Genomic DNA, 14,412 nt, shown 5'->3' with positions numbered 1-14,412 from the left:
TGAGAAGTCAGGAGGCGATGGTGTAAACCAGCCAGCTCATGACATAAGCCAATGCGGTCATATAAGCCAGCTGAATCATCGGCCATTTCCAGGAACGGGTTTCACGCTTTACCACAGCCAGCGTACTCATACACTGCATTGCCAATAAATAAAATACCATCAGGGATAATCCGGTGGCCAGACTGTAAACCGGACTGCCATCGGATTTTTTTTCCTGCTGCATTTTTTCCCTCAGGAGCAAACCGCTTTCATCATCCGAATCACCCACACTGTAGAGGGTTGCCATCGTTCCTACAAACACTTCACGTGCTGCAAAAGAAGTGATAAGCGCGATACCAATTTTCCAGTCGTAGCCCAATGGTTCTATAGCCGGCTCAATGGCTTTACCCAGGATGCCGGCATAGGAATTAGCCAGTTTAGCGGAAGCTTCAGCTTTTTCCAGTTCTTCCAACGCCTCCGGTTGTGCAGCTTTTAGCGCCGCAAACTCTGCTTCTACTTGTGCCATGCGCTCTCCCGGCCCATAAGAACTCATCGCCCATAAAAGCAAACTGATTACCATGATTACTTTACCGGCCTCAAACACGAAAATCTGTGCCTTCTGTATCATCGTGGTGAAAATATTTTTCCATCTTGGTGCACGATACATGGGCAGTTCCAGGATGAAAAAACTTTTATCCTTATTCTGAATAAACCATTTTGCAATCCAGGAGATCGCCATCGCCAGTACGATTCCCAACAGATAAAGTCCCATCATTACCAAACCCTGCAAACTCACAATACCTCCAATCATTTTTTGCGGAATCACCAATGCAATCAGGATGGTATAAACAGGTAACCGGGCGCTGCAACTCATGAGGGGTGTTACCAGGATGGTAAGCAATCGCTCCTTTTTATTTTCAATATTGCGGGCACTCATGATGGCCGGTACTGCACAGGCAAAGGCACTGATCATCGGCATAACCGATTTTCCATTCAGTCCCACTTTTCGCATGAGCTTATCGGTTAAAAAACTGATTCGCGCCATATAACCGGTGTCTTCCAGGATAGTGATCAATCCAAACAGAATCATGATCTGGGGTACAAATATTACGATGCCCCCTAGCCCAGCAACAATTCCATTGATCAGCAAATCACTCCACCAGGTTGCGGGCAATACTTCACCCAGCCAGGAGCCCAGTGCACCAAAGCCGGTTTCAATCGCATCCATTGGGTATTGAGCAATTAGGAAAACACTTTGAAAGAGCAGGAACAACACACCCAGCAGGATCAGGTAACCCCAAACCCGGTGTAAGAGAATTGAATCCAGTTTATCCGTGAGTATGGTTTTGTGTAAGGGATCAGGTTCTGCAACTGTTTGGCCCATGATGGTTTTGATCCGGGCGTATCGCTGCAGAATTTCTTCCGCCTGGGTTTTGGTAGGATTGAATGCATGATTTTTTTCCGCGGTTTCGATCTTTTCCTGCAACCCAGCCCCCAACTCAAAACTTTCATGATTGATCAGGTAATGTATGGCCTTGTAATCACTGAGCCCGGGTACCAGTTGCTTCACTTCCGAAACCGGACCGGCAGCCAGTTCGTGATTGGCAATAAAATCAAAGGCAGGTGCTTTGTACTGACCCTTTGCGGTGGCGGCCATGATTTTTTTAAGCTGGGGAATACCTTTTGATTTGCGGGGGTTTACAGCTACAACCGGAACCCCAAGTTCCCTCTCCAGTCCTTCCAGATCGACCTCAATGCCTTTACTTCGGGCAAGGTCCATCATGGTCAGGGCTACAATTACCGGGATCTTCAGGTCAATGATCTGCGAAACAAAGAGCAGGTTTCTTTTGAGGTTGCTGGCATCGGCCAGTAGAATCAGCATATCGAGTTTCACTTCTTTGTCCTGGCCCATCAGTACCTGGTAGGTTACCCATTCATCACCCCGTTTTGGATAGAGGCTGTAGGTGCCGGGAAGGTCGATCAGGGTTGCTTTTTGCTGCTCTCCCAAATCACAGATACCGGTTTTTTTATCAACCGTTACGCCAGGAAAATTGCCCACCTTCTGGTTCAAGCCCGTCAATGCATTAAAAAGAGAACTCTTTCCACTGTTCGGGTTGCCTACTAATCCAATTTGAATCATGCCGTCAGATCTGTTAAGTGTGCAAAAATACCGATCCGCGCACCATTACGCTTACGAATTCGGGAAAGGTCAGGGATATTTGCAGTATGAATCTGTTACAATGTTCTCTTTTGCTCACCAGTAACTTCAGTGATGATCCCCTTTTTCGGTATAGTTTCCAGGGCACCGACCAGCAGCGGAACAGGGGGATGGAAGCTTATTTCAATGCAGCATTGGATTATTGCCTCACAGAAGGAGAAATCATCCTGGCTCCGGGCAATGCCGGGGTGCTCGCCTGGATTCCGGGAACCGTATTTCCTCCTCAACTTGATCCTTTTAAGATGACCGGCCAACCAGCTTATGTGCTGGATGCATGGGAGCGTTTCAATCTGCATGAGCAGACGCCAGAGGCCTTGATCTCCCAGCTCGCTAAGAATTTTGCCTATATCTGGCTGCTGGCGGTGGATTTCAGTGTCAGAGGCAGGGGTTATGGAAAATGGCTGCTGGATAGCTGCGCTGAACAGGCCCGGGAAGCGGGTTTGCAGGAATTATGGCTGAGCAGTGAAAACGAAAACAGCCTGGGCTTTTATGAAACAGCAGGGTTTACCGTAGCTGCTTCTGCTGAAGCGGCATCCGGACTCACCACCTATGTGCTCAAGAAACCGCTTGGTTAACTACTAGTCGGCCATCAATATAAATGGGTAAAACATTGGCGCCATCTGCAGTAAGGCAATAACGAATATCTTTTTCCAATCCGTAGCCTGTCAAGCGATGATAATGAGATGCGTCCTTTTTCTTCATGAATTCATAAAGGTCCTCCCGCGCTTCCTGGTAAAGAGTGGCCGCCATTTGAGAGGAATCGCAGTTAATTTCAAAATGCTCCCGGATGCGGTCAATCACAGCTCCGGCAAAAAGGGTGTCTTCCAGGTTGAACCGATCTTTCCAGGCTGCGCAGCCCAGTATTACGTTACGCTTTTCGGTTACCAGGTAGTCGCAAACTGCTGTGAGGTTGGGAAAAGAACCAGTTATCACGGTCGGAGCACCATTGTTTAAAGCCATGTGCAGCAACTTAGTTCCATTGGTGGTGGTCAGCACCAGTGTCTTGTTCTCCACAAAACTGCGGGGGTATTCAAAAGGGGAATTGCCATAGGCTAGTCCGGGTGCCACTTTTCCATCCCGCTCTCCGGCAGTGATAGCGCCTATTTGTCCGCCCAGTTCAATACAACGCTGCACAGAATCCACCGGTATCACGGAGCTTGCGCCATTGTAGAGGGCGGTTGCGATGGTGGAGGTGGCCCTCAACACATCAATTATTACAACAATACTTTCGCGAACATCATAGAGATGTAAAAGGGCGGGAGACAGGGATGTAAAGAGGCTGGGACGATTGTTCATGGGCTGCAAAGATAAGGGTGGCTCACAAAAATTGCCGCCATCTCTCTGATTCAGCCGTTTGTTTAATATATAAGTTTCTGGCTTCCATCATTTTTACCAGGTGCCGGAAAAGATAAAACCGGTCTACCAGCCGGCCAATCACCCCATACGGCACTTCATAATTGAGCAGGTCGATCATGATGGTGCCATTTTCAATTTTCATAAAATGATGGGCATGTTCAAAGGACCTGAAATCCCCTTCCACCATTTCATCAATAAAATGCACGGGTGTTTGAAGTACAGTAATCCGGGATTTATGATAGCGTGTTTTGCCGAGGTGTTTGCCTTTCCATGTGACTGTTTCCCCCAATTGGATCAGGCCATTGGTGGTGCCGGCAATGGCTTCCTCAGCACTGTCAGTCATGGATTTTTTGTGCAGGTCGATGCTGCGTGAAAGATCAAATACCCTTTCAATCGGCGCCTGGATAAAACTGGTCAGATGAATGGTTGGCATGTTTACTTCGAAAGCTGTTTTCTTCTTTCCATCAATTCTCTCCAGGTGGTCAGGATAATGCCATTGTCCCGGATATATTTTTTTACCTGAGGCGATAACATTCCAAATAGATCTGCTTTCCGCCTGGGACCACTGTCGCTGATCTGTTCAAACACTTCGGTTGGCTGGGTACAATGCATGATCATCATGGTGAGGCCGGGTTTGCATTCTTCCAGGGCCTGGATATATTGTTTGGTTGCATAGGCCGCCAGGGCTTTATCCGATTTCAACGCTTCCGCCGGAATTTTCCAGCCATAACTTTTATTGTGGAGATCATCCAGCACAGGCAAACCGGCATTCCAGAGCATAGTGCCCAATTGATCGGTCTCTGCTTTTCGCTTAGCCAGTGAAGGATCATCTTCAATAAGATTGGTATTGTGGCCTCCTGGAACCATCACCGGGATGCGCTCCCGGATTCCGGCCTGTACGTATTGCATGGTAAATCCAGGATGCGCAAAAAGTGTACCCATATGGCTGTCGAGGTGGGTTGGTTCCCAACCCATTTGCCTGGCGCGAAGAATCTGTGCACTGATTTCCATACCTACTTCTTCAGGTTTGGCATGTTGAACCACTTCTGGAACAGAGGCATACATGGCTCCACTTGATGTATCTACCAAACCTGGTACGGAAGGGTATCCACTGAGAGGCCCCCATTTATATTGTTTCCATTCAGAGGTTAGGGTAAGGTGTAAGCCGGCATCGATTTTCGGATTTTCCTTCAACCAGTTCATAAACTGCGGTACCCAGGGGCAGGGCATCATAACGCTGACAGAGCTGGCAACGCCTTCGGTAAGTGCGCGCATCGCACCCAGGTTGGCATCATAACTCATGCCTGCATCATCCACATGCAGGATTACAACTTTGGATCCTTTTGGAAAGCCTAATCGTTCCGCAAAGGTTGGTTGGGTACTTTGGCCTTCTGCTGTTAATCCAAGAGCAAGCAATACGATCCATCCGAAGCTTCTCATAGCGGTTGTTTGAGCCATGAATGTAGGAAAATCGGTGCAGCTTTATTCAGTGGTCTTTGCACCTGTATCCTGGCTGGCTCTTTCCAGGAACAGGGTTTGAGTAGGATAGGCAAAATCGATTCCCTCTTTTTCAAACGCTTCAAAAATAGCCTGGTAAATTTCCTGCTGTGCATTCATGAAAGCGAGATAATCAGGTGTTTCAATGAAATAGACAGTTTCAAAATTGATACTGAAATCGCCAAAAGCAGACAGATGCGAACGGTCAAAAGCTGCGATCGACTGAGCCTTGATAGCCTTTTCTATGATGCCCGGGATCTGCTTCAATTTTTCAGCAGTAGTCTGATAGGTTACACCAATACTAAACGCAATCCGCCTTCTTTCCATTCGTTTGAAATTATGCAGTGCCGTATTGGTTAGTTTGGTGTTCGACATGATCACCTGCTCACCAGTGATACTACGAATGCGGGTAGTTTTTATTCCAATGTATTCAACGGTTCCAATCTTTCCATCCGCATTTACAAAATCACCTATCTCGAATGGTTTGTCAAAGAAGATCACAAAATAACTGAAGAGGTCGCCCAGAATGGTTTGTGCTGCAAGAGCGATGGCGATACCACCAATACCCATACCTGCAATAATGGTGGCAACATCATAACCAAGATTGTCTAATAACAATACAATACCAAGAAACCATACGATCGCTTTCAATACGATCATCACTCCCCGGAGTTGCCGGATCCGCTCGGGAGTTTCCTGCCTTCTTTCCATGAATCCCTTCAGCATGGCACCCAGGATATGGTTCACCAGCCGGACAGCATAATACAGCGTAATAACAGTGATCGCTACCCGAAGTATATTGGCCAGCCTTGGATGCAAGCTGAGATGAGTAATAATATTATAATTTACAAAGAGGTAGATATAGGGAATTACAAATTTCTCCACTCCTTCTATAACCATATCATCATACTGGTTATCAGTTGATGAAACCAGTTGTTGCAGTTTTTTTACCGCGTATTTTTTTACTAACCGAACAATAATCCAGGCAACCAAAATTCCTGCTGCTGCTATCAAATAAGCCAAATAAGTATTTCCCCAAAATGTTTGATTCAAGTATTCTCTCATGAATAAAAATTTAGTGAATTATAAGGCAGGCGGATGGGTGTGGGAGTAGCAAAGCTACAAAAAAAGGCCGCAACGCAGGTAAGCGGCGGCCTTTCTAATGAGATCTTAACAATCAGCTAAAGGGAAGTTTGGTCACTTTCGCCTTCAGTTTTTTATCGCGAACCAGGATATAAATTTCTGAATCCGGTTGTGCATAACCGATAGTAACATATCCTAATCCAATTGCTTTTTGCAGACTGGGCGATTGTGTACCGCTGGTTACTTTTCCGATGATATTTCCTTCTGCATCTGCAATTTGGTAATCGTGGCGCGGAATGCCTTTGTCAATCATTTCAAATCCTACCAGCTTGCGTTGAACACCGGCGGCTTTCTGCTCTTCAAGAATATTCCGGGCTGTAAAATCTTTCGAAAATTTGGTAATCCAACCCAGTCCGGCTTCCAGCGGTGATGTGCTGTCGTCAATATCATTACCATACAAACAATAGCCCATTTCAAGTCTTAAGGTATCCCTTGCACCCAAACCAATTGGTTTGATACCGGCTGCTTTTCCTGCTTCGAAAATGGCATCCCAAATTTTATCTGCAGCACCGTCTTTGTCTTCAAAATAAATTTCAACACCGCCTGATCCGGTATAACCGGTTGCGCTGATCAGCACATTATCCACTCCCGCAAACGGCCCTTTTACAAAAGTGTAATATTTCAGATTCAGGATATCCATCTCCGTTAGTGGCTGTAATATTTTGGTGGCGTTGGGTCCCTGGATCGCCAGCAGACAGGTTTTGTCGGAGATATTATGCATTTCAACTCCACCGGTATTAAATCTACTGATCCATTCCCAGTCTTTTTCAATATTGCTGGCATTCACCACCAGCATATATACCTGGTTTTCTTCAACGCAGTAAATAATCAGGTCATCCACAATACCACCTTCCTCATTGGTCAGGGCACTGTATTGCGCTTTTCCTTTAGTGAGTTTGGAAACGTCATTGGTAGTAACACGCTGGATCAAATCCACGGCGCCTGCACCTTTCAGTATGAATTCGCCCATATGGCTTACATCAAATACACCGGCATTGGTTCTTACGGCAGCATGTTCGTCGTTGATCCCGGTATAGGAAATGGGCATATTGTATCCGGCAAAGGGTGCCATTTTGGCTCCGAGGGCCTGATGTTTGGCGGTAAAGGGAGTATTTTTCATTGGCTAGCTGATAGTGTGGCGCAAAAGTACCGGGAAACTGTCTCATATGAAAATACCATTAAAATAAGCTGTTTAAAATGTTAATAATCATTGTATTATGATTTTAATAAACGCCTTAAGGCCTGATTACCGGGCATTATGGGGTACCTTTGCACCATGCCTGCATTACAAAAAATCAGTATAGTTGGCAGTGGAAGTTGGGCTACAGCCCTGGTAAAGATTTTCTCAGAAAGCGGCGTGCAGGTGACCTGGTTATTAAGGTCATCCGCCCATGTGGATCATATTTTGATGCACCGGAGTCCGCAACATTATCTGAATTACCTATCGCTTAATCTCGATACGATTCATCCGGTGGCCGACATTGCCACAGCAGTGAATGCCGCTGACCATATTTTATTTGCCGTACCCTCCGCCTATTTGGAATCAACGCTTTCAGACTGGGAAGAAGTATTACCTCCCGGCAAGCGATTGCTGGTATCTATCAAAGGTGTGGTACCCGGAACAGGTGAAATTCCCTCTGTGTTTTTGGCAAGAAAACTGGGTACTAATGCAAGAGACTGCATTGTACTTGGAGGACCCTGCCATGCGGAAGAAATTGCCATGGGCAGAAAAACCTACCTCACCGTTTCTGGTTTTGATACAACTGCTGTGCAGGAGGTTGCTGAAGCAATTAGTTCTCCCTACCTGAAAGTGATCCAAAATCAGGATCCCATGGGTGTAGAGTTGGCCGCCATCATGAAAAATGTAGTCGGTATTGCTGCCGGGATCGTGAGGGGAATGAATTTTGGTGACAATTTTTTGGCAGTGGTGATCAGCAATGCCCTGAGAGAAACCAGGACCCTCGTCGACACCCTACATCCGGCCCCTAGAGATTTAAATGATTCTGCCTATTTCGGCGACCTCCTGGTTACTGCCTATTCAGGTTTTAGCCGGAACGGGGCTTTTGGCCAGTTGATTGGTCGGGGTTATTCAGTAAACATGGCACAAACGCATATGCAGATGGTGGCGGAAGGTTATCCTGCCGCACGCGGACTCTATATGCTGGCAAATGCAGCCAAACTCCAGTTACCGCTCTTATCGGCGGTGTACCGGATATTATATAAACAGTCTTCTCCGTTTAATGAGATGAGACTGCTTGAACATTATTTACGATAAAATTGATAGTATGTTATTATTAGCAACGGATTTGGATGGAACTTTTTTAGGTGGTAAAAGTGCTGACAAACAGCAACTGTACCGGGTGATTCGGGAGAATCCTACCGTCCGGTTGGTCTTTGTTACAGGTAGAGGTCTGGAAACTGTTATCCCTCTTTTGAATGACCCTGTGATCCCTAATCCAGATTATATTATTTGCGACGTAGGTGCTACAGTTGTAAATGGTCGCACGCTGGAACCTATCCAACCTATTCAGTCTGAAATTGAAAACAGGTGGCCGGGTTCGCTTGTAGTGAATAACCGTCTGAAAGATATTCGTGGCCTGAAACGCCAGGAAGTTCCAATGACCAGGCGTAGTTCTTATTTCTTTGATCATGAAACCGATATGGAGGAGTTAAAAGCTTCCGCTGCCGAATTGGGTTGTGATGTGCTGGTTTCAGCCGGTAAATTCCTGGATGTTCTTCCCCCCGGAGTTAATAAAGGCTACACCCTGAAACAATTGGTAAAGCTGTTGAATGTATCTGAAGATCAGATCCTGGTGGCCGGTGATACCCTGAACGATCTTTCTTTATACCAAACTGGTTATAAAGGAGTAGTAGTGGGTGCAGCAGAGCCTGCGCTGGTTGAAGCAACAGCCGGACAGTCGCTCATTTACCAGGCGGAACGTCCGGGTTGTGGTGGTATCCTGGAAGCCTTCAGAGCATTTGGCGCATTTAATCAATATGATCCGGCGCTGGAAGAAAGCAATGAAATGCCGGCTGCCGGTGAAAACCAGTTGTTGATGGTATACCATCGCCTGCCTTATGAAATCAGGGAAGTGAATGGCGAACGTAAACATGTACCGCCTACCAGTCCCAATGGTATCATTCCCTCCCTGATGGGTTTCTTCCGCGAAGGTCGGTCCGGTACCTGGATTGCCTGGGAGGAAGTTGAAAAAACCGGCTCGCAATTGCGTAACATCTATATTGATGAAGAAAAATATCCCAACCTGTTAGCAGGAAGAATAGGGCTTACTAAAAAGGAAGTGGAGCTTTTTTACAAGGTCTTTTCGAAAGAAGCCTTCTGGCCTACTATTTTCTCTTTCATTGATAAAGCTACTTTCAACCACGATCATTGGGATCATTATGTGCATATCAACCGGCTTTTTGCAGAAAAGACAGCCAAAGAGGCCGATTATGGCGCCAATGTCTGGATTCACGATTACAATTTATGGATGGTGCCAGGAATTTTGCGCCAGCTAAGACCTGATCTGAATATTGCATTTTTCCATCATACCAGTTTCCCGCCGGCTGATATTTTCAACATCATCCCCTGGAGAGGTGATATTATTGGAAGCCTGCTCCAATGTGATTATATCGGATTCCATATTCCCAGATATGCAGAAAACTTTGTAGATGTTGTGAGAAGTTTGTTGCCGGTTACAGTGCTGGAAGAACAAAATTGCACGGAACGATTCCTCAGCTATAGCTGCCCGTTAGGTGTTGAAAAAATGCCGCGACTCATTGAAGCCGGATCCCGCAAAGTGAAGCTGGGCGCACATCCTATTGGTGTACATACCGGTTATATCAAGGAATGTTATGAAAAAGCACAACGCAGGAAGCTGGTGCAGCAACTCCGGGATCAGGTAGGTGAGAATAAAAAGATTGTATTGAGTGTAGAGCGACTGGATTATGTAAAAGGACCGTTGGAGAAAATTTACGCGTTCCAGGAATTCCTGGAAGAGTATCCGGAATTTCATGGAAAAGTAGAGCTGATCAATATCTGTACACCTCCTGCCAAAGGCATGAAGATTTATGAAAAAGTGCAGCAGGAGCTGGAGCAGGCAGTTGGAAAAATCAATGGCAAATACAGTCGGATTGGTTGGACGCCCATTCACTTTTTCTTCCGTTCTTTTCCTTTTGAAGAGCTGGTTGCCTATTATGCGGTATCAGATATCGCCTGGATTACTCCGCTGCGCGATGGCCTCAACCTGGTAGCGAAAGAGTATGTAGCGGTACAGGGACTCAAGGAAGAAAACAAAGGAGTGGTTATCATTTCTGAATTTGCCGGTGTTTCGGTAGAAATGGGTTATGCACTCCGGACGAATCCTTATGATAAACGCTCCCTGAAAGAGGTGCTCTTACAGGCAATATTGATGGAACCGGAAGAAAGAGATATGCGGATGTCGCGTTTATTCGATACCGTAAATTATTATGATATTGGTTACTGGAGTAATGATTTCATGCAGGAGATGGAATCCATCAAATCATTACAATACCATTTTTAATAGCATACAGTACCAGTCCGACGCGGGTTGAAACCCCCAGTTTGTCGAACAGTACATCCCGATAGCTGTCCACTGTACGGATGCTGACCCCTAATGCATCTGCAATTTCACGGTAGGTCATCTCCGTACAGGCCAGCTTGAGGAATTCAAGTTCCTTATCAGAAAGTTTGGGAGGATCCAGTGGGGATATGCTGCTCGTTTGTCCCGGATCATTTTTCAACCGTTGGGCCATCCTTGGTGAAAAATTTTCATTCATATAATATCCCTGGTCCCTGAGCTGAACCAGTGCCTGGTAAAATTGTTCGGGATGACTGTCTTTGATCATAAAACCCCTGGCTCCCAGTCGCAGCATGCGAATGAACACATAATCGGCATCAAGCATACTCAATACCAACATTTTTGTTCCAGGCAGGTGAGAATGGATCCATTTCGCGGTTTCATATCCATTCATGACTGGCATATTCACATCCAGTAAAACGATGTCAGGTTTTTTGCGGGTGGAGATCAGTTCAATAAATTCTTTTCCGTTATTGGCCTGAAGGCTGACTTCAAAGCCGTTGAATTCATTGATGATTTTGGCAAGACCATTACGTAGCAGAACATGGTCATCGATCATTGCAATCTGAAGATTCACAGGAGGTTCAAGGTGATTCATAGAAGGCAAATGTCAATGAAAATATCTAAGTAAAAAGCAAATATTATACTTGAAAAGGATAGCGTAAAAAAATCCCCGCCTGGAAAAGGCGGGGAGTTCCAACTTCAACCCCGCCTTCCATCTCATCGATGCGGCGGCCGGGTTGGTATATAGAGCAGGGTGTTATCTCAACAGAGAGGTCAGGATTACTAGCGGACTGGCATCAAGGTCAGTAGCTGGCAGGGAAGGTATTGCTTTCACAGAGGGCAAAATGCGCGAACTGTTATCAGTTTCCTCTTCGTTCATTACTGTAGCTTCAGCTTTGACTTTAATAGTGTCCTTTTTTTCAGGCTGGTTTTTATCCGGTCCTTTGTATTCATACTTCTTCTCTCCATCTTTTATTTCGCCTTCGATGATCACGCCATCGCTTTCTATCTTGAATTTTCCTTCTTTGATTTCTTTTTCGGTCTTTTCGTTGGTACGTTTCAGGCCATCACGGGTCATGATGTATTCAACATTGTTATCCCAGGAATAGGAATCATCCCAGTTATTATCCCAGCTCACATTGAATCCTCTTCTGCGGTTCACATTTACATTGAACCAGTCGAAGTCTTCCACAGAGCGGTCGATTTCAATCTTTTTGCCGATTGGAACTTCTACTACCACGAGAACCTGCTGGTTGCGGAATTTATCGTCGGCAGTGATCACAAAACCTTTGGGTAACTGAAGCACACTGTCCTGCTGATTGATCGGAAATTTTATATGCTCAGCCAATTCCCTGGCTTTGTTATTGGTATTACTGCGACTAAAGCGTATCGTGTATACATGATAGTTACTATCGTTGCTTTTTACCACATTCACCCGAACTGTTTTCAGCATAAGGCTATCACGGTTGATGCCATAGAAGGGAGCATCTTCATCCCATTCGATACCAAACCAGTCGTCGCCATAGTAGCGGATATTATTACCTACTGCTTCCACATAAAGTTTATCCTTGCTGGGCTGGTTGATGGTTACGGTATTTTCTACACCTGCACGGTTTTTGAAATTGCGTGCCATTAATCCGGCCAGGAAAATAAAGCTGAACAAACCGATCACCCACAAACCACCGAAGGTATATCCCAGGTAATTATTGGTGCTTTTCACTCCCATGATACGACGAACCAGCCAGGTAATCAGGGCGATGATAGGTACACCCATGAAGAGGATCAGGCTGGACCAGGCCAGGCTATTCTGCCAGAAACCTTCCAGGAAGAAATCCTTTATGGGGAAGATAGCCATACCGCTGAAAAGGATACCAAGCAGGGCAGCGAACAGGGAGATGGCGATGATGGCAGCAATGAACAGGAAGAACGCTTTAAACAGAATTCCGATTACATTACCCAAACCGGAACCGGCTTTACGGGCAACAGGAGCTGCTTCGTCTGCGAAGGCTTTACCGTGCGCGCTGAATTGCTGAGCTGTTTGTTTTACTTCGGCTCCCCAGTTCTGGGCACGGGTCTTAAAAGACTCGAGATCACCTTTAACTGTATCACGGATGGAGTTCAGGTCAATACGCTCCCCCTTCATTTCCAGCTTTTCAGCTGCAGTGGTGGCATAAGGTACTGCAATCCAGAGTACCAGGTACACTACAAAGAGGGTAGATCCCAATCCGCCGGAGATGATCCGCGGACCCATCATAAAATCCCAGTCCCAGAAGAAGGCATTGAATCCGCTACCAACAATACCCAGGATAAGGGGGAGGGCAAAGATCAGTCGGGGAATCCAGGTAGCGATATTGAAATATACTGCCAGGCCTCCAGCTACACCGGCGATGACTTTATCATCGGGGTTACGGTACAGGCGCTTGGTGATATTAGAGCTGAGTGATTGGGAGGGTACGATGATCCAAAGCAGAATGTATACCCAGAAGAGCGCACCGAAGAGCAGGACAAAGATGATCCGCATGATCACGGGGTCGATGCCCAGGTAGTTGGCCAGGCCACTACACACACCACCGATGATTTTGTCATCCGCATTGCGGTAAAGGTTTCCTCTGCGGAAGTTACCTGTGTTATAGGTGCCGGTAGAGGAACTGCTTCCCTGGTAACCAGCAGACTGGTTAGGAGCTGATCCGGTGCTGCTGCCCATGCCGGTAGCAGTGAAAGCATCCGCTTCAGCAGCTTCCAGCTCTTCCGGGCGGCCCATACCTGCGATGATAGCATTTACATCTTCATCTGTTATGCACACGGCACCTTTTTTCAGGCGATCAGAAAACAATTCGGCGATCCGGCCTTCGATATCATTGATGATCTCGTCACGCCCCTCTTCATTAGCGAAGTAGCGACGCAGGCTCTCTGTATATTGCTTCAACAGATCGAAAGCGGTTTCCTCTATAGGAATCACCCGACCGTGGAAGTTTATATTGATGACCTTTTTCATAATTGATAAGTATTAGCAGGTTGAAGTATTAGTTGGTTGTTGGATTCTCAGGAATATTTGGTAGCGATTCAGACTTGCTGGTGAGTGCTTTCACTCCGTTTGCCAGTTCTATCCAGGTCGCTTCCAGTTCCTGGTAGAAGGCCTCCCCTTTTTCTGTCAGGGAGAAATATTTCCGGGGAGGACCGGAATTGCTTTCTACCCAGCGGTAGGTGAGCATGTCTGCATTTTTAAGGCGGGTCAGCAGTGGATAGAGCGTGCCTTCCAAAATTTGAAGGTTGGCTGCCCGCATCTCATCCACGATATCACTTGGATAGGCTTCGCCGCGGCGGATGATGGAGAGGATACAGAACTCCAGTATCCCTTTCCGCATTTGGCTTTGAGTGTTTTCTATGTTCATGGCACTTTTTGTTTTAGGGGCTGGTGGCAGAAAGGCGAGGGGATAAGGTTTAAAATTGTTAGGATAAGGTTCGTTCGCCATCGGCCACCAGCCCTGTTCTATACCTTTGACAACACAAATCTATAGAAAGTTTCAGTACTATGCAAAATAAAGTACCGGATTAAGGAAGGTAATTTTGATAAGATTCTACCTTGTTTAGAGCGAAATGCAGGCTGGATAAGGCTTT

General features: G+C 46.2%; 12 protein-coding genes. 3 read left to right on the top strand and 9 right to left on the bottom strand.

Annotation, left to right across the window (positions count from 1 at the left end; translation table 11 throughout):
* Window positions 1-7 precede the first annotated feature (7 nt).
* On the bottom strand, window positions 8-2,119 hold the full coding sequence (gene feoB / locus MD536_RS10855; RefSeq protein WP_239598943.1) for a ferrous iron transport protein B: 2,112 nt from the start codon (window positions 2,117-2,119) through the stop codon (window positions 8-10).
* 86 nt (window positions 2,120-2,205) lie between these two features.
* Between feoB and MD536_RS10850 the strand changes: the two genes are divergently transcribed.
* Window positions 2,206-2,772, top strand: a complete 567-nt coding sequence (locus MD536_RS10850; RefSeq protein ID WP_239598942.1) for a GNAT family N-acetyltransferase — start codon at window positions 2,206-2,208, stop codon at window positions 2,770-2,772.
* Here the strand turns inward: MD536_RS10850 and MD536_RS10845 are convergent.
* The 5 genes from MD536_RS10845 to gcvT all read right to left on the bottom strand — a co-directional run bounded on the left by MD536_RS10845 (window position 2,753) and on the right by gcvT (window position 7,313).
* Window positions 2,753-3,493, bottom strand: a complete 741-nt coding sequence (locus MD536_RS10845; protein WP_239598941.1) for a 2-phosphosulfolactate phosphatase — start codon at window positions 3,491-3,493, stop codon at window positions 2,753-2,755. The genes MD536_RS10850 and MD536_RS10845 overlap by 20 nt on opposite strands.
* 22 nt (window positions 3,494-3,515) lie before the next feature.
* Window positions 3,516-3,986, bottom strand: a complete 471-nt coding sequence (locus tag MD536_RS10840) for an SRPBCC family protein (RefSeq protein ID WP_239598940.1) — start codon at window positions 3,984-3,986, stop codon at window positions 3,516-3,518.
* A gap of 2 nt (window positions 3,987-3,988) precedes the next feature.
* Window positions 3,989-4,993 (bottom strand): polysaccharide deacetylase family protein, encoded by a 1,005-nt coding sequence (locus MD536_RS10835; protein ID WP_239598934.1) that lies wholly within the window; start codon window positions 4,991-4,993, stop codon window positions 3,989-3,991.
* A gap of 42 nt (window positions 4,994-5,035) precedes the next feature.
* Window positions 5,036-6,115 (bottom strand): mechanosensitive ion channel family protein, encoded by a 1,080-nt coding sequence (locus tag MD536_RS10830; RefSeq protein WP_239598932.1) that lies wholly within the window; start codon window positions 6,113-6,115, stop codon window positions 5,036-5,038.
* A 112-nt stretch (window positions 6,116-6,227) separates the two neighbouring features.
* Window positions 6,228-7,313: a glycine cleavage system aminomethyltransferase GcvT gene (gene gcvT / locus MD536_RS10825; RefSeq protein WP_239598930.1), complete on the bottom strand. Its 1,086-nt coding sequence runs from the start codon at window positions 7,311-7,313 to the stop codon at window positions 6,228-6,230.
* Between the two features lie 156 nt (window positions 7,314-7,469).
* On the opposite strand from gcvT, the gene MD536_RS10820 reads away from it, so the two are divergent.
* Both MD536_RS10820 and ggpS read left to right on the top strand, forming a co-directional pair.
* Entirely contained in the window at window positions 7,470-8,468 is a 999-nt protein-coding gene (locus tag MD536_RS10820; protein WP_239598928.1) for an NAD(P)H-dependent glycerol-3-phosphate dehydrogenase, read from the top strand.
* A 10-nt stretch (window positions 8,469-8,478) separates the two neighbouring features.
* Window positions 8,479-10,734: a glucosylglycerol-phosphate synthase gene (ggpS, locus tag MD536_RS10815; protein WP_239598926.1), complete on the top strand. Its 2,256-nt coding sequence runs from the start codon at window positions 8,479-8,481 to the stop codon at window positions 10,732-10,734.
* Here ggpS and MD536_RS10810 read toward each other — a convergent pair.
* The 3 genes from MD536_RS10810 to MD536_RS10800 all read right to left on the bottom strand — a co-directional run bounded on the left by MD536_RS10810 (window position 10,709) and on the right by MD536_RS10800 (window position 14,186).
* Window positions 10,709-11,389 (bottom strand): response regulator transcription factor, encoded by a 681-nt coding sequence (locus tag MD536_RS10810; protein ID WP_239598921.1) that lies wholly within the window; start codon window positions 11,387-11,389, stop codon window positions 10,709-10,711. The two genes, ggpS and MD536_RS10810, sit on opposite strands and share 26 nt — an antisense overlap.
* Window positions 11,390-11,551: 162 nt before the next feature.
* Window positions 11,552-13,789, bottom strand: a complete 2,238-nt coding sequence (locus MD536_RS10805; RefSeq protein ID WP_239598919.1) for a PspC domain-containing protein — start codon at window positions 13,787-13,789, stop codon at window positions 11,552-11,554.
* Window positions 13,790-13,817: 28 nt separating this feature from the next.
* On the bottom strand, window positions 13,818-14,186 hold the full coding sequence (locus tag MD536_RS10800; protein ID WP_239598917.1) for a PadR family transcriptional regulator: 369 nt from the start codon (window positions 14,184-14,186) through the stop codon (window positions 13,818-13,820).
* Window positions 14,187-14,412 lie beyond the last annotated feature (226 nt).

The sequence above is a fragment of the Flavihumibacter cheonanensis genome (genome assembly GCF_022352215.1).
GTDB classification, from domain to species: domain Bacteria; phylum Bacteroidota; class Bacteroidia; order Chitinophagales; family Chitinophagaceae; genus Flavihumibacter; species Flavihumibacter cheonanensis.
Note: the sequence above shows the minus strand (reverse complement) of the source record. Positions and strands in the feature narration are given on the sequence as shown.